The 14789-nt window shown below is 60.8% G+C and carries 13 protein-coding genes; 8 read left to right on the top strand and 5 right to left on the bottom strand.

The features are described 5' to 3' along the window. Positions 1–9: 9 nt before the first annotated feature. Positions 10–771, top strand: a complete 762-nt coding sequence (gene tcyN, locus BVH06_RS07560) for an L-cystine ABC transporter ATP-binding protein TcyN (RefSeq protein WP_075933728.1) — start codon at positions 10–12, stop codon at positions 769–771. Between the two features lie 48 nt (positions 772–819). Here tcyN and BVH06_RS07555 read toward each other — a convergent pair whose 3' ends face one another. Continuing rightward, positions 820–1443 carry a trimeric intracellular cation channel family protein gene (locus tag BVH06_RS07555; protein WP_075930183.1) on the bottom strand — a complete coding sequence of 208 codons (624 nt, stop codon included), beginning with the start codon at positions 1441–1443 and terminating at the stop codon, positions 820–822. Between the two features lie 7 nt (positions 1444–1450). Continuing rightward, positions 1451–2806: a glutathione-disulfide reductase gene (gene gorA, locus BVH06_RS07550; protein WP_075933664.1), complete on the bottom strand. Its 1356-nt coding sequence runs from the start codon at positions 2804–2806 to the stop codon at positions 1451–1453. A 117-nt stretch (positions 2807–2923) separates the two neighbouring features. Here gorA and BVH06_RS07545 point away from each other — a divergent pair, with 117 nt between their 5' ends. Beyond that, the gene (locus tag BVH06_RS07545; protein ID WP_075933663.1) at positions 2924–3346 is read left to right on the top strand and encodes a VOC family protein; all 423 of its coding nucleotides are present in this window, start codon (positions 2924–2926) and stop codon (positions 3344–3346) included. Positions 3347–3422: 76 nt separating this feature from the next. Here the strand turns inward: BVH06_RS07545 and galU are convergent, their stop codons facing one another. Continuing rightward, on the bottom strand, positions 3423–4259 hold the full coding sequence (gene galU, locus BVH06_RS07540) for a UTP--glucose-1-phosphate uridylyltransferase GalU (protein WP_075930180.1): 837 nt from the start codon (positions 4257–4259) through the stop codon (positions 3423–3425). 147 nt (positions 4260–4406) lie between these two features. On the opposite strand from galU, the gene BVH06_RS07535 reads away from it, so the two are divergent. After that, positions 4407–4658, top strand: a complete 252-nt coding sequence (locus BVH06_RS07535; RefSeq protein ID WP_075930179.1) for a hypothetical protein — start codon at positions 4407–4409, stop codon at positions 4656–4658. 247 nt (positions 4659–4905) lie between these two features. After that, positions 4906–5694, top strand: a complete 789-nt coding sequence (locus tag BVH06_RS07530; RefSeq protein ID WP_075930178.1) for an outer membrane protein OmpK — start codon at positions 4906–4908, stop codon at positions 5692–5694. A 52-nt stretch (positions 5695–5746) separates the two neighbouring features. Here BVH06_RS07530 and BVH06_RS07525 read toward each other — a convergent pair whose 3' ends face one another. Together BVH06_RS07525 and BVH06_RS07520 are read right to left on the bottom strand one after the other, a co-directional pair. Continuing rightward, a complete protein-coding gene (locus tag BVH06_RS07525) occupies positions 5747–6316 on the bottom strand; it encodes a GNAT family N-acetyltransferase (protein ID WP_075933662.1) in 570 nt (189 codons plus the stop codon). 334 nt (positions 6317–6650) lie between these two features. Next, positions 6651–7715: an AraC family transcriptional regulator gene (locus BVH06_RS07520; protein WP_168172897.1), complete on the bottom strand. Its 1065-nt coding sequence runs from the start codon at positions 7713–7715 to the stop codon at positions 6651–6653. Here BVH06_RS07520 and BVH06_RS07515 point away from each other — a divergent pair. From BVH06_RS07515 to BVH06_RS07500, 4 genes are all read left to right on the top strand, one after another. Next, entirely contained in the window at positions 7714–9828 is a 2115-nt protein-coding gene (locus BVH06_RS07515; RefSeq protein WP_139315596.1) for a TonB-dependent receptor, read from the top strand. The two genes, BVH06_RS07520 and BVH06_RS07515, sit on opposite strands and share 2 nt — an antisense overlap. A gap of 79 nt (positions 9829–9907) precedes the next feature. After that, positions 9908–11158 (top strand): MFS transporter, encoded by a 1251-nt coding sequence (locus BVH06_RS07510; protein WP_139315595.1) that lies wholly within the window; start codon positions 9908–9910, stop codon positions 11156–11158. A 14-nt stretch (positions 11159–11172) separates the two neighbouring features. After that, positions 11173–12870, top strand: a complete 1698-nt coding sequence (locus BVH06_RS07505; protein ID WP_075933661.1) for an ABC transporter ATP-binding protein — start codon at positions 11173–11175, stop codon at positions 12868–12870. Then, entirely contained in the window at positions 12863–14638 is a 1776-nt protein-coding gene (locus BVH06_RS07500; protein WP_075933724.1) for an ABC transporter ATP-binding protein, read from the top strand. The genes BVH06_RS07505 and BVH06_RS07500 overlap by 8 nt, the downstream gene beginning before the upstream one ends. Positions 14639–14789: the final 151 nt, after the last annotated feature.

Raw genomic sequence — 14789 nt, 5'->3', positions numbered from 1 at the left:
GCTTCGAGCATGATCACCGTTCGCAATCTGAGCAAATCCTTCAAAGGCCAGACCGTACTCAAGGGTATCGACCTGGATATCGCCCCCGGCGAGGTCGTTGCCATCATCGGCCCCAGCGGCTCGGGCAAGACCACCCTGCTGCGCTGTCTCAACCTGCTGGAAACGCCCGATGGCGGCAGCATTCGCGTCGGCGACATCGAAATCGATGCCGGCAAACCGATCGGCCAACAACAGGGGCTGATCCGCAAGCTGCGCCAACACGTGGGTTTCGTGTTCCAGAACTTCAACCTGTTTCCCCACCGCAGCGCCCTGGAGAACGTCATCGAAGGTCCCGTGGTGGTCAGGAAGCAGCCGCGCGACAAGGCCATCGAACTGGGCAAGCAACTACTGGCCAAGGTCGGTCTGGCCGGCAAGGAAGACGCCTACCCCAAACGCCTGTCCGGCGGCCAGCAACAGCGGGTGGCCATCGCCCGGGCGCTGGCGATGGAGCCGGACGTGATCCTGTTCGACGAACCCACCTCGGCGCTGGACCCGGAACTGGTCGGCGAAGTGCTGGCGACCATCCGCGCGCTGGCCGAAGAGAATCGCACGCTGGTGATCGTCACCCACGAGATGAGCTTCGCCCGTGACGTGGCCAACCGAGCCATCTTCATCGACGGCGGCGTGATCGTCGAACAGGGCGACGCCCGCGAACTGTTCAGCGCACCCAAGCAGGCTCGCACCCAGCAGTTTCTCAGCAAGTTTCTCGGTAACGAGCCCACACGTCCCTGAAGCGAACCTCGACGCAGCCAAATGAAACGCGCCATTCCTGGCGCGTTTTTATTCGCGGTCGAGCAGATGAAAACTCGGCAGCGAAAACCGCCAGCGGATGGCGGCCAGGCGAATGCCCAGTACCACCAGCATGGCCAAGCCGGTATCCAGCCAGTGCGGGGTTTGCAACATGCGCAGCAGCACGAAGGTCACCGCGCCGGCCAGGCAGGCGGTGGCGTAGATCTCCTTCTTGAAGATCAGCGGGATCTCGTTGCAGATCACGTCGCGCATCACACCGCCGGCGACGCCGGTCATGATGCCCATGATCACCGCCGTGCTGGAGGGCATCGCGTACTGCAGCGCGACCTCGGTGCCGATCACGGTGAACACGGCCAGCCCGAACGCGTCAGCGATCAGCAAGCCCTTTTCATGGATCGGCCGGGTCATGCGCACCCAGACCACCGTGCCCAGCGCCGCAAGGGTAGCCACCAGGATGTAGGTGTCGTTGCGAATCCAGCTGACCGGGTGGTTACCCAAAATCACGTCGCGCAGGGTGCCACCGCCCAGGGCGGTAATGATGGCGATGACCAGCACGCCGAACAGGTCCATGGACTTGCGTCCGGCCATCAGCGCGCCGGTGATGGCGAACACCGCCACCCCGAACAGATCCGCGAAATAGAACAGCTGGTTCATCGACAAGTCAGTTCACCGGCGTACGCAAGGTCACGAACTCTTCGGCCGCGCTGGGGTGCACACCGATGGTTTCATCGAATACCTGCTTGGTCGCCCCAGCCTTGAGCGCGACCGCCAGGCCCTGGACGATTTCGCCGGCATCGGGCCCGACCATGTGGCAGCCCAGCACGCGATCGGTCTTGGCATCGACCACCAGCTTCATCAGCGTGCGCTCGTCGCTCTCGGTCAGGGTCAGCTTCATCGGCCGGAAGCGGCTCTCGAAGATCTTCACCTCGTGCCCTGCTTCACGCGCCTGCTCCTCAGAAAGGCCCACGGTGCCGATGTTCGGCAGACTGAACACCGCCGTTGGGATCATCCGGTAGTCGACCTTGCGGTATTCCTCCGGTTTGAACAGGCGCCGTGCCACCGCCATGCCTTCGGCTAGCGCCACGGGGGTGAGCTGCACGCGACCGATCACGTCACCGATGGCCAGAATCGACGGTGCACTGGTCTGGTACTCGTCATCGACCTCGATGTAACCCTTGTCGTCCAGGCTGACCGAGGTGTTTTCCAGGCCCAGGTTGTCGAGCATTGGGCGGCGACCGGTGGCGTAGAAGATGCAGTCGGCTTCCAGCGTACGGCCATCCTTGAGCGTCGCCTTAAGGCTGCCGTCGGCCTGCTTGTCGATGCGTGCGATGTCGGTGTTGAACTGCACGTCCAGGCCGCGCTTGCCGAGCTCTTCATGCAGGTGGGTACGCAGGGAATTGTCGAAGCCACGCAGGAACAAATCGCCGCGGTACAAGAGCGAAGTCTGCGCGCCAAGACCGTTGAAGATCGAGGCGAACTCCACCGCGATGTAGCCACCGCCGACCACCAGGATGCGCCTGGGCAGCTCTTCCAGGAAAAACGCCTGGTTTGAGTTGATCGCATGCTCATGGCCCGGGATCTCGGGAACATGGGGCCAGCCGCCGGTTGCGATGAGGATACGCTCGGCGCTGTAAATCTTGCCGTCGACTTCCACCCGATGCTCGTCGAGCAGGCGCGCATGGCCCTCGACCAGGGTGACGCCACTGCCCACCAGCAGTTTGCGGTAGATGCCGTTTAGGCGTTCGATCTCGCGGTTCTTGTTGGCGATCAGCGTCGGCCAGCTGAAGCTGGCCTGGCCGGGTGTCCAGCCGAAACCTTCGGCGTGTTCGAACTCATCGGCGAATTGCGCCCCATAGACCAGCAGCTTTTTAGGCACGCAGCCAACGTTGACGCAGGTACCGCCCAGATAACGGCTTTCCGCCACGGCCACCCGGGCGCCGTAGCCCGCCGCGAAGCGTGCCGCACGTACACCGCCGGAGCCGGCACCGATTACAAACAGATCGAAATCGTAGGTCATAGAAGCCTCCTGAACAGACGCAGAGCATACCGTAAACGCAGCGCCCTGCCCGCCTGGCACATGGGGCAAACTTGTCACCGCCACCTTGGGTCTAGAGCCGAGAGGAGGAACCAGACCATGCGCCCGATTCTCACCCATCTTGCCCTGCACGTACCGGACCTGCAGGCCTGCATCAGCTTCTACGAAGATTTCTGCGGCATGCGGGTCATCCACCGCCGCCCTGGCAAGGGTTCGCAGATCGTGTGGATGGCCGAGCCGGGACGTGAGAGCGAATTCATCTTCGTCATCATGCCCGGTGGCGAGCCTCGCCGATTGGCGCCTGGCGATTACAGCCACTTCGGCTTTGCCCTGCAGAGCCGTGATGAGGTCGACGCGGTGGTCGCCAAGGCCGAAGCCGCCGGATGCCTGCTCTGGGCGCAACGCGACGAGCCTTACCCGGTTGGCTATTACTGCGGCGTCCACGATCCGGCAGGCCATCAGGTCGAGTTCAGCTATGGCCAGCCGCTTGGCCCCGGTGCGACGCCGATCAACGCCAGCTGAACTGGCCCTGGTTAAATACGGCAGGCATAAAAAAACCGCCCGAAGGCGGTTTTTCCAAGCATGAGGCTGGCGAGGCTCAGCCTTTACCGGTCTTGTACAGATTCTCGAAGCAGAAGTTGGTCGCCTCGATGTAACCCTCGGCGCCACCGCAATCGAAGCGCTGGCCCTTGAATTTGTAAGCCAGCACACAACCGTCCTGGGCCTGCTTCATCAGCGCGTCGGTGATCTGGATCTCACCACCTTTGCCCGGCTCGGTCTTCTCGATCAACTCGAAGATGTCCGGGGTCAGGATGTAGCGGCCGATGATCGCCAGGTTGGACGGCGCATCTTCGGCCTTGGGCTTCTCGACCATGCTGTTCACGCGGAAGATGTCGTCGCGGATCATCTCGCCGGCAATCACGCCGTACTTGTGGATCTCGTCCATCGGCACTTCCTGCACCGCCACGATCGAGCAGCGGAACTGGTTGTACAGCTTGACCATCTGGGTCAGCACGCTGTCGCCTTCCAGGTTCAGGCACAGATCATCGGCCAGGACAACGGCGAACGGCTCGTCACCGATCAACGGACGGCCGCTGAGAATGGCGTGGCCCAGGCCTTTCATTTCCACCTGGCGGGTGTAGGAAAAGGTGCAGTTGTCGATCAGGCGACGGATACCGACCAGGTACTTTTCCTTGTCGGTGTTGCGGATCTGCTCTTCCAGCTCGTAACTGATGTCGAAATGATCTTCCAGCGAACGCTTGCCACGACCGGTCACCATGGCGATTTCGGTAAGGCCGGCGGACAGCGCTTCCTCCACACCGTATTGGATCAACGGCTTGTTCACGATTGGCAGCATTTCCTTGGGCATGGCCTTGGTTGCCGGGAGAAAACGAGTGCCGTAGCCAGCGGCAGGAAACAAGCATTTTTTGATCATGGAAGTCCCTGAATGAGAGAGGGTTATCGACGCCGCAGCAGTCTAGCAGGACGCGCAAGGCTTACAACGGGAGCAATGCAAACAGCTCAAACGTTTGCGGCAGCGGGCAGTCACAACAGGTGAAACCCACCGCAACGCGAGGTTCGCATGTCCATCGACAATGACCTGAAGAAAGAAGTTCTCACTCGTCTGCTGCACGCGCATCCGGCAGGCCTGGGCAAAGAGGTGCTGGACAATTTCCGCGGCGAGTACGCGGTCGTGGACGTGCTGAGGCACCTTCACAAAGGCGGCCTGATCCACGATGGCAACCTTTCCGAATCGGGCGGCGAGCTGTCCATCCACTACCCCATCAAACTCAGCTCATCCGGCGTCGAGACGGCCAAGCAACTCGACGTCTGATCCGCCCCGAATACCATTCAACCTGCGCCGCTTCCCCTTCAAGGGGCAGCGGCGCAGCTGTTTCTGCGGCCAGGCCGAGAGGCGCCGTATCGGATACCGGCAAATCCTGTAAACTCCCGCGCCGCGCGCAGCCGGGATGGCCATTGCAGAGCCCTCGCCTGCCCGCGCCAACGCCTCGGATAGCCAGGGCGGCTTTGCGCAGCGGCGCTGCGTAGCGACTATTCAACACTTGCCGGAACACCTCTCGATGAAACACACCGCAACCTCCCTGTTGCTGGCGGGCAGCCTGCTGGCGCCTGCCCAGGCCATGGCCGATCTCCTGCTGTGGCAGGACAACAGCCTGACCTACCTCAACGGCATCGACTTCAAGATCGATCCGCCACGCCAGCAGACGCTGACCTTCGAGCACGCCAGCGGCTGGAGCTTCGGTGACCTGTTCCTGTTCGTCGACGGCATCAAGTACAACACCGACGCCACCAACGGTGCCGGTGACGGCCACACCTTCTACGGTGAAATCAGCCCGCGCTTGTCATTCGGCAAACTCAGCGGTGCCGACCTGTCGTTCGGGCCGGTCAAGGATGTGCTGCTGTCCGCCACCTACGAATTCGGCGAGGACGATGTCGACGCCTACCTGCTGGGCCCGGCAGTGGATCTGGCCATACCCGGCTTCGACTACTTCCAGCTCAACACTTACCTGCGCCGCCCGGACGGCAAGCGCGACGGCCGCAACGTGTGGCAGATCACTCCAGTGTGGAGCTATACCATCCCGGTCGGCCGCTCCGACCTGGTGATCGACGGCTTCATCGACTGGGTGGTGGACAACGACGACAGCTACCACGCCAACCTGCACATCAACCCGCAGATCAAATATGACCTGGCCAAGGCCATGGGTTGGGGGCAGAAATTCTACGTAGGCGTCGAATACGACTACTGGAAGCACAAGTACGGCATCGACAACGACAGCCCGCTCGGTGATGACGTGCTCGGTGGCACCAACCAGAGCGCCATCAGCCTGCTGGTCAAGGCGCACTTCTGACGCCACGCACTGGCCGTCATCGCCGACGGCCAGCCTTCACGATCGGCGCTGCTCAGTCCCCGAGCAGTGCGCGGGCGGCCTGGTCGGTAGCGAGCAAGCTGTACTGATGAAGGCTGAGATATCGGCCATCCTTGAACTCGACGTCGCGCAAGGTGCCGTCGCGGCTGAACCCGAGCTTCTCGGCCAGTCGCCAGCTGGCGATGTTGTCGGGCTCGATATCGAGATGGATGCGGTGCACGCCCATGGCCTGGAATGCATGCCTGAGGATTGCCGGCAACGCCTGCCCCATCAGGCCACGTTGCCAGTGCTGCGGCAGTAACCAGTACCCCATTTCGACGCGACGATGCTGGTGATTGCGATCATTGAAGCCGCAGGCGCCGATCAGTGCATCGTCGTCATCCGCCAGAGCCCACCAGATTCCCATATCGTCTTCGAGCAATTGCTCGTACCAGTGCATCTGCTCGCGGGTAGCGGCCAGGCTGGCATAGGAAACGCCGTAATGAGCGATCACCTGCGGGTGAGACAGGCCGGCATAGATCTGACCGATATCGTCGGGGCGAATACGCCGTAATCGGCCATTGGCGAAGGAGAATTCGGGAAACGTAGCGAGTGTGCCGTCCATGCTTCACGCCCGAGGGGAACGAGTGGAAGGACGCGAGGGCTTAGCACGGGCCGACGCTGGAAATGGTGCCCGAGCCGGTGTCGAACATATCCCTGCAGACCAACAAAGCCGGGAAGCCCGCTGAAATATCTTCTACGCGAACCCCTAAACATACCCCTAAAGCAAAACCTAGCCCTGCACCGCATTGATCGTCTCAAAGCGAAGGCCGCTATAAAGAGCTTGATACGGGGAGCCTAACCCTGAGAAAGCAGGACGGTAATATAGAGCCAGATAGCGTCCAGCTCGCCTCCCCCGAATTGATCAGACGCACTCTCACAATGAGATGAGTTGTAGGCTAAGGGCGACCGATATTACCGCTGCGGGCCGTTTGCTTGAATGCGGATGGATTCAGCCCAAATTGCTTTTTGAACGCGGCTGCAAAGTGGCTGATATTACTGTAACCAAGATCGAGAGCGACCTGGGTAACCGGTGCTTCGTCACGATACAGACGCAACCGGGCCACATGCATGCGCTCACGTTGGAAAAGGCCATACACGCTGGTCCCAAAGAACTGACGAAAGCCGCGTTCCAGCCGCGATGCACTCATGCCCGCCTCACTTGCTATGTAAGACAGACTGGGGGCTTTTGATAGGTCAGAAAGCAGAATGTCTCGGGCTGCCAGTAAAAGCTTCTTTTCTCTGTCGACAGGCGCTCCGAATCTGGCGCGATGTGCCTCCAGAAACAGGCTCACCATGGTCATCGCCTGTCCTTGCAACCAGAGATGATGACGTATAGCCCCAGGCGTGGCACTGTTCATGGCCTGCTCGATGGTTTGTGCGGTAGCGCGTAACTCACCGCTGCGGTGTCCCCCGACATAGCAGCTACCGCGCTGCAGCAACTTGCAAAATACCTTGTCGTCCGGCTCCAGCCAGCTGTTAACGATATCCGGCCTGACCATGACCGTAACGTTATGCAAGTGCCCCTGTTGAAGGTATCTACCCGTACGCCCCTGGCCGAAGCTGATATTGCCACTTCCCTCCTCCACACGGTATTCGCGCTCGTTTCCCTCCATGTCGAATCGACAGGCAGCACGCCCATCCAGTCGGTTGTTGAAGCTGAAGTGGATACGATCCGTATCGTCCCTCAACTCCATTTCAACCGTTTCCTGAAAATGCCCACACCAACTGACCAATTCGACGCCAGTCTGAAGCTGTACCGATCTGATCTGGCAGTTTTCCGTTTCAGCAAAGCGCAGTGGCAGGGCGTTGGTGATCACATCGGACATGGCGACTGCCGCTTGTGATTCAGACATTGTTATAGCTCCGATCAGGGTGTAAGCAGATTGGATACGGGCAGACAGGATAATGCAATGCATTATCATTTGAGAACCTGCCTGGTTCTCATCTTCAAGGATTCCCATGACGCCCCCCTCTTTCCACTCGCACGCCAAGGTCTGGCCCCGCACCACCCTGTCTCTGGCGCTGTCGCTAGCCTGCATACAGGCCAGTGCTGCAGATGACCCACGAGAATTGCCCCTGACTCTTATCAATGCGGATGCGACGAGCACGCCATACAAGGAAAAGCCCTATGCTGTAACGGCTATCGAGGGCAAGGAGTTACAGGCCCGGCGTCAAGACAATCTCGCAGAAACGCTGCGGAGCACACCCGGTGTGAGCGTGTATTCCTCCGGTGGCCCCAATGACTACAACATCATGATTCGCGGTGTCGGCTCGCTGTACCAGATGAGCATGGACGACAGCTCCGTGGGTATGAGCCTGGATGGTATCGACCTCTCTACCCGCAACCTTTCCCTAGGCACCCTGGATGTGGAGAGGGTCGAAGTGCTCAAAGGGGTACAGGGCACCTCATCCAGCGCCTCGGGGGCTGCCGGTCTGATCAATGTCATCACACGCAAACCCACTCGCGAAACCGAGGGTTATGTGCGGGCAGAAATCGCTGAAAAGGGTCGCTTTCTACAGGAAGGTGCCATCGGCGGTGCACTTAGCGAACAACTCAGCGCGCGTATCGCCCTGCGCAACAGTGGCGAAGACTCGTGGATCGACAACAGCAACAGCGGCCATCCGGTTAGCGAGCCTCGTGACCAGGCCGTGCGGGGCAGCCTGCTGTGGGATATCAATGAGTCGACCCGTGCGCTGCTCACGGCTGAGCGCAACGATGCAGATAAGCGCTTCAACAACCTGATGCTGAGACCTTACGGCAGTGCCCCCTCGCTGGATGTGCCGGAGGGGCTGTTCGACGACAACGAAAAATCCACCGAGCGCTATTCACTGCGTGTCGAGCACGACTTCGACGCCATGCGCTTGACCTCCACCACAGCGACGACCAAAACCGACTTCAGCGGCCTGGTCGTCTATGACAACCGCCTTTACGAGGCACTTTACGGTTCACCTTCGGTGTTCTGGAATGTCGACGAATCGGTGGAGAGGACCTATAGCCAGGACTTCAATCTGGCGTCGGCCGCTGGTTCCGCTATTGATTGGCAGGCAGGCTTAATGGCTTCTCGCAACGAGCGCAGCTACGACACGCCGAGCAATACCTTCGGTAGTGCTTCGGCCAAGTACCGTGACTTCACTAGCAATCGTTACGCCGCCTACGGCGAGGCGACTCTGCCACTCACCGAGAGCCTCAAGCTGACTACCGGCCTGCGGCATACCTGGGAACGGAAAACCTACAAGGGCGAATACAATGCACCTGGTTCCACAGTAACGGATGCCCATCGTCATAACGAAAACTACAGCACCGGACGTATCGGCTTGACCTACGCACTTACGCCGCACAGCAGCATCTACGGCCTGGTATCCCACGGCCACAAGGCCGGCGGTTTCAACGATTATGCCGGTTCCCCTGCGGACAGCGCTGCATACAAGGCGGCCAATCTGGACAGCCTGGAAGTTGGCTTCAAGAGTGAGACCCAGGACGCACAATTCGCCCTTAACGGCGCACTCTATGTAACGCGCACCCGCAACGATCACATCCTTTCCTACAACCCCAATACCTTCGCCACCACGGCGCTGAATGCCGACACCCGCAGCCGCGGGGCCGAGCTGGAAGGCCTATGGCGGCCGCAGGAAATGCTGACGTTCAAGGCGGCTGTCAGCTACATCGATGCACGTATCACTACGGACGCCCAGGCACCGACCGGTGCAGTGCAGTCCGGCAACCGGGTGCCGGACACCGCGCGCTGGAACGGCACCCTGGGCGTCGACTACCGCCAGCCCCTGACGCTCGGCAACCTGCCCCAGGCGGCATTCAATGCCCGCGCCGACTATCAATACGTAGGCGCTCGAGAAGCCGATCCGCAAAACCGCTTCGACCTGGCAGCTTACGAAGACCTGAGCCTACGCGTAGGTCTGGAGATCGGTGGCTCCGAGGTTTACGCATTTGCCGACAACCTGCTCAACCAGCGCTACGAGCTGTACGGTTTTTACAGCGCAGGAGCCTCGGGTGACGTGACCTATGGCGCCCCAGCGCGAGGGCGTACCGTTGGAATGGGCTACGCCTATCGGTTTTGACCGACCAGTTTCCCCCACGCACTTCGGGGCGAGCATGTGACGTGCTCGCCTGCCTTCGTTTTTGAGGATTTTAGCCACAATGACGTCTTCATCGATTGCCGCCGTCGCTGCCAAACCATCCAGCCCGGCAGAGCATGAATTGCCGCTGCGTTTATGGGCCCTCTTCGCCAGTCTGTATACCACGCAGTCGCTGAGCCTGATGTTCATCGTCGTGACGCTGGTGGCGATCCTGCGTAGCCAGGGTGTTTCTCTGGAGCAAATCAGCCTCATCTACATGCTCGGCATGATCTGGCCGCTCAAATGCCTATGGGCCCCTCTGGTGGATCGCATCGGCGCTGCCCGGCGAAGCCACTACAAGGGCTGGTTGCTGGCCACACAGGGCTCGATGGTGGTGGTACTGGTCGCCATGGGCACACTGGATGTGGTCGAGGATTTCCAGCACATCTACCTGCTCTGTGCACTGATCGCACTGCTTTCGGCCACCCAGGACATCGCCGCCGATGGCCTGGCTTGCTCCCTTCTGCCGCCGGCCAGCCGAGGCCGCGGCAATGGCATCCAGATTGCCGGCGGGCTGCTGGGCACCTTACTGGGTGCTGGCGTGTTGCTGATGTGCTATCCCTTCCTTGGCTGGGCTGGCTGCACCTGGATACTGGCAGCGGTGATGGCCGTTTCGCTGCTGCAATTGCTGTTGTTCGACGAGCCGCAACGGCGCACACCGGCACTGACCTATGGGCTGCTGTTCGCTCGCTGCGTCTCGTTCTGGAGGCAGCCGCGCAGTTTTTACTGGCTCTGCGTACTGATGGTCTACCCGATCGGCGGTGCGTTGGGCTACGCCCTGCTCACACCGATTCTGGTAGATGCGGGCTGGTCGCTGCCGAATATCGGCCTGGTCGTTAACGTGTTTGGCTGCCTGCTGGGCATCGCCGCCGCCCTGGGCAGCGGCCTGTTGATCCAGCGTATTGGCAGGCGCCGCGCCATGGTCCTAGCAGCCTGGTTACAGATTCCCGGCGTGGCCATTCTCGCGCTGCCGGTTCTGGGTTATGTGGACATAGCCAGTGTGACCCTGGCCGTGGGGCTGTACTTCTTTTGCTACAACCCGGCAGCGACCGTGCTGGCCACACTGATGATGGATCGTGCCTCTGCGCACAGCCCAGCAACGGACTACAGCCTGCAGTTCAGTGTCAACCAGGTGTTCGGCATGGGTATGATCGGTGTCGGTACCGCCTTGGCCGGCTCCCTGGGATACCTGGCGGTGTTGGCATTGGCCGCCATCGCGTCGGCTCTGGCCACCTTGCTGGCCAGTTTCTACAGTGAGGGGCCGGACACGTGAATGATTGGTCGATCATGCGGCCAGTGCGTGGCCGGGTGAATCTTGGTGTTGCCCTCAGCGGCCTGAGCAGCTTGTGCGGGCTCGGTTCACTGGTACTGCTGGCCTTTACCCTGCAACGCCTGCTCGAAGAACCGACGCAGTGGCCCTGGCCCTTCGCCTTGGTCATTCTCAGCACCCTGGCAGCGTACGGCCTGCGCCAGCTGTCCTTTCATCATTCGCATCTGGCCGCATTCGAACTGGAGCGCATTCTGCGCAGCGAGCTCAGCGAGCACCTGGCACGGGTACCGCTGGGCGAGGTACAGCGTCTGGGCGCCGGTGCCCTGGCCAAGGTGCTGCAGGATGACGTCAAGGCGCTGCACGTCTTCGTTGCCGACAGCACGCCGCTGCTGGCACGAGCCTACCTGACGCCTGTCGCTGCGCTGCTGCTCATGCTGTGGCTCGACTGGCGCATGGCGCTGGCCGCGCTCGCCGTGCTGCTGGCAGGATTCACGGTGCTGGCTGTAGCCATGCGCGGTAATCAGCCTCGGATTGCCGAGTACAACGCGGCACGTGAACAGGTCAATGCCGCCGTACTGGAGTTCGTTCAGGCCATGCCGGTGGTGCGCAGTTTCGATGCGGGCAACAACACGTTCAGCCGTTACCAGCAGGCGCTGGATGGCTACTTGCAGATGCTTGGCGGTTGGTACCGTGACGTCAGCTTCAGTGCCCGTTTCTCCCTGGCGCTACTCAACCCGCTGCCGACCTTGCTGGTACTGCTTGCCTTTGGGCTGTTGCTACCCGGTTCGCTCACTGGTTGGCTGGCGGCCCTGCTCATCGGTACAGCCATGGCCGAATCCATGATGCCATTGATGGCACTCAAACATCTGGTGAACAAGGCCCAATTGAGCGTCGTGCGCATCCAGGAAGTAATGGCGCTGCCATTGCTGGTCGAATCGACCCTGGACACGCGGCCAATCGACGCCAGCGTCAGTTTCGACAATGTCAGCTTTCAGTATGCCGATCATCAGGATGACGCCCTGCGCGCGCTCAGTTTTCACTTGCGCCCCGGCACGCTCAACGCGCTGGTGGGGCCGTCTGGGGCAGGCAAGAGTACAGTGGCCCGCCTGTTACCGCGCTTCTGGGACGTCAGCAGTGGCAGTATTCGCATCGGCGGGAAAGACATCCGCGAGCTGCGCAGCGATACGCTGATGAAGCAGGTCGCTTTCGTCTTTCAGGAGAGCTTTCTGTTTGCCGGCAGCATCGCCGACAACATCCGTCTGGGGTTGCCCGCCAATGACGCCGAAGTGCAGGCAGCAGCCAAAGCGGCGCAGGCTCACGCCTTCATCGAAGAGTTACCGCAAGGTTATGCCACTGCCGTAGGCGAGCGCGGAATTTTTCTTTCAGGGGGGCAGCGCCAACGCATCGCCATTGCCCGCGCCATTCTTCAGGATCGACCGATTCTGGTTCTGGACGAGGCCACAGCGTTCAACGACCCGGAAAACGAAGCCGAACTGATTCAAGCCTTGGCTCAGTTGATGCGGGGCAAGACCGTACTGATGATTGCGCATCGCCTGTCGACCATTCGTGGCGCAGACCAGATCCTGGTCATGGATCAGGGTCGACTGTGCGAAATCGGTCGCCATGAACAACTGCTGAATCAGGGCGGAATATATACGCGCCTCTGGCACAGCTACCACCGCGCACAGGATTGGAGCCTTGACCAGCATGGCTGATTCGCCGCCCCCGCTCATGCACACCTACAGCCGACTGATGAACAGTGCCGGCAGTCAGGCCAGCGCCCTGCGCCGTGCTCTGCTCACGCTTACCTGCGCAGCATTGTTGCAAGGTCTGGCCTTGAGCTGTCTGCTACCGCTATTGCCCGCTGCCTTGGCGGGGGATTGGCCGCTGGCTGCGATTTGGTTGACGCTGATGACCTTGCTCACAGCCAGCAGCCTGGGGTTACGCTGGTGGGCACAGGGATTCGATTACAGCGGCAACATGGCGCTGGCCTGTCATGAACTCCGCGTTCGCCTGGGCCAGCAATTACGTCGCGTGCCGTTGCAGCACCTCCAGCACAAACGCGCAGGTGAGCTCAACGCAACCTTGCTGGGTAACGTGGATGAAAACCTCAACTACGTGCTCACCGTCAGCAACCTGATCGTCTGCGCCGTGTTCACTCCGCTGGTCGCTGCCTTGGCATTGTTCTTCGCCGACTGGCGCCTTGGCTTGGCCATGCTCGTGTTGTTTCCCGCCCTGATCCCTTTCTATCGCCTGCAACGCAGCGGGTTTGGTGCAAGCATGCAGCGTCTGGATCGTTCCCATCAGCGTACCAGCGCCACCATCATCGAGTACCTGCAAGGGCTACCGAGCTTGCGCGCAGCCTGCCAGACCGGCACGCGCAATGCCGAGTTACAGGCCAGCCTTCGCGACCTGCAACAGGTGCAGACCGATGACCAGCGCAGCGCTCTGCTGCCCAAGCTGCTGACCTCCAGCCTGGTCGAACTGGGCCTGCTGGCCGTGGCCGGATTGGGCATTCACTGGGTGCTGCAGGGTGATCTTTCCGTACCTGTGCTGGCTGCCACACTGATCATCATCGCCCGCACCGCCGACGCACTGTCCGCCTTCATCACCTATACAGCGGTCTTCGACCTTATCGAAGCCGCTCTGCAGCGCATCGAGGCGCTGCTCGCCCTACAACCACTGCCGCAGCAGCCCCTCGACACAGTGCCAGGCAGTCAAGGCATCGTCTTCGAAGATGTGGAGTTCGCCTACCCCGGCAGCCGTGACACGGGAGTCAGCGCCATCAATGCGGTTTTCGCACCGGGCACGGTAACCGCCCTGGTCGGCCCGTCGGGCTCCGGTAAAAGCACCCTCACCCGTCTGATCATGCGTCATTACGATGTGGAGGGCGGACGTATCCTGATCGACGGAAAGGACCTGCGTAGCCTCGACAGCACACAGTTGGCCGCCCACCTGTCCGTGGTGTTTCAGGACGTCTACCTGTTCGACGATAGCGTGCTGGAGAACATGCGCCTGGCCCGACCGCAAGCCAGTGATGAACAGATCCTCGCCGCGTTGCAGGCCGCCCAGTGCATGCCCTTCATTGAACGCCTCGAACAAGGCTGGCACACCCAGTTGGGCGAAGGTGCAAGCCGGCTATCCGGGGGCGAACGCCAGCGCCTGTCGATAGCCCGGGCGCTGCTCAAAGATGCCCCAATCCTGATACTCGACGAGCCCACCGCATCGCTGGACAGCGAAAACGAACAGGCCGTGCAACGCGCCATCGACGCCTTGGTGAAAGAGCGTACGGTCATCGTCATCGCCCACCGCCTGCACAGTATCGTCGGCGCTGATCACATCCTGGTGATGGAACAAGGACGTATCGTGCAGCAGGGAACTCACAGCCAACTGTGCCAACTCCCAGGCCGATATCGGAACCTGTGGCAGGCCCAGGAACAGGTCAAGCACTGGCACTACCCCGAAACGCACGCTTTCGACTGATCGTTCTCATCTCTTCATACGTAACCGCATCACCGCTGCACATCAGCGGTACAAACGGCCGTGCCCCGGGGTTCAGCTGGCACGCTCAGAAAGCATTCGCAGCGCTGATCTTCCTGTCACCCAACAGACGCCCTCGAAATGGTGGATCGGG

Source organism: Pseudomonas sp. PA27(2017) (assembly GCF_001945445.1).
Taxonomy (GTDB): domain Bacteria; phylum Pseudomonadota; class Gammaproteobacteria; order Pseudomonadales; family Pseudomonadaceae; genus Aquipseudomonas.
Note: the sequence above shows the minus strand (reverse complement) of the source record. Positions and strands in the feature narration are given on the sequence as shown.

Bases quoted from the DNA above. Each gene is read 5' to 3' on its own strand.
- BVH06_RS07555 (WP_075930183.1), bottom strand. From the start codon at position 1,443: ATGAACCAGCTGTTCTATTTCGCGGATCTGTTCGGGGTGGCGGTGTTC.
- BVH06_RS07505 (WP_075933661.1), top strand. From the start codon at position 11,173: ATGCGGCCAGTGCGTGGCCGGGTGAATCTTGGTGTTGCCCTCAGCGGC.
- BVH06_RS07525 (WP_075933662.1), bottom strand. From the start codon at position 6,316: ATGGACGGCACACTCGCTACGTTTCCCGAATTCTCCTTCGCCAATGGC.
- BVH06_RS07530 (WP_075930178.1), top strand. From the start codon at position 4,906: ATGAAACACACCGCAACCTCCCTGTTGCTGGCGGGCAGCCTGCTGGCG.
- BVH06_RS07510 (WP_139315595.1), top strand. From the start codon at position 9,908: ATGACGTCTTCATCGATTGCCGCCGTCGCTGCCAAACCATCCAGCCCG.
- galU (WP_075930180.1), bottom strand. From the start codon at position 4,259: ATGATCAAAAAATGCTTGTTTCCTGCCGCTGGCTACGGCACTCGTTTT.
- BVH06_RS07515 (WP_139315596.1), top strand. From the start codon at position 7,714: ATGACGCCCCCCTCTTTCCACTCGCACGCCAAGGTCTGGCCCCGCACC.
- BVH06_RS07545 (WP_075933663.1), top strand. From the start codon at position 2,924: ATGCGCCCGATTCTCACCCATCTTGCCCTGCACGTACCGGACCTGCAG.
- tcyN (WP_075933728.1), top strand. From the start codon at position 10: ATGATCACCGTTCGCAATCTGAGCAAATCCTTCAAAGGCCAGACCGTA.
- BVH06_RS07520 (WP_168172897.1), bottom strand. From the start codon at position 7,715: ATGGGAATCCTTGAAGATGAGAACCAGGCAGGTTCTCAAATGATAATG.
- BVH06_RS07500 (WP_075933724.1), top strand. From the start codon at position 12,863: ATGGCTGATTCGCCGCCCCCGCTCATGCACACCTACAGCCGACTGATG.
- gorA (WP_075933664.1), bottom strand. From the start codon at position 2,806: ATGACCTACGATTTCGATCTGTTTGTAATCGGTGCCGGCTCCGGCGGT.
- BVH06_RS07535 (WP_075930179.1), top strand. From the start codon at position 4,407: ATGTCCATCGACAATGACCTGAAGAAAGAAGTTCTCACTCGTCTGCTG.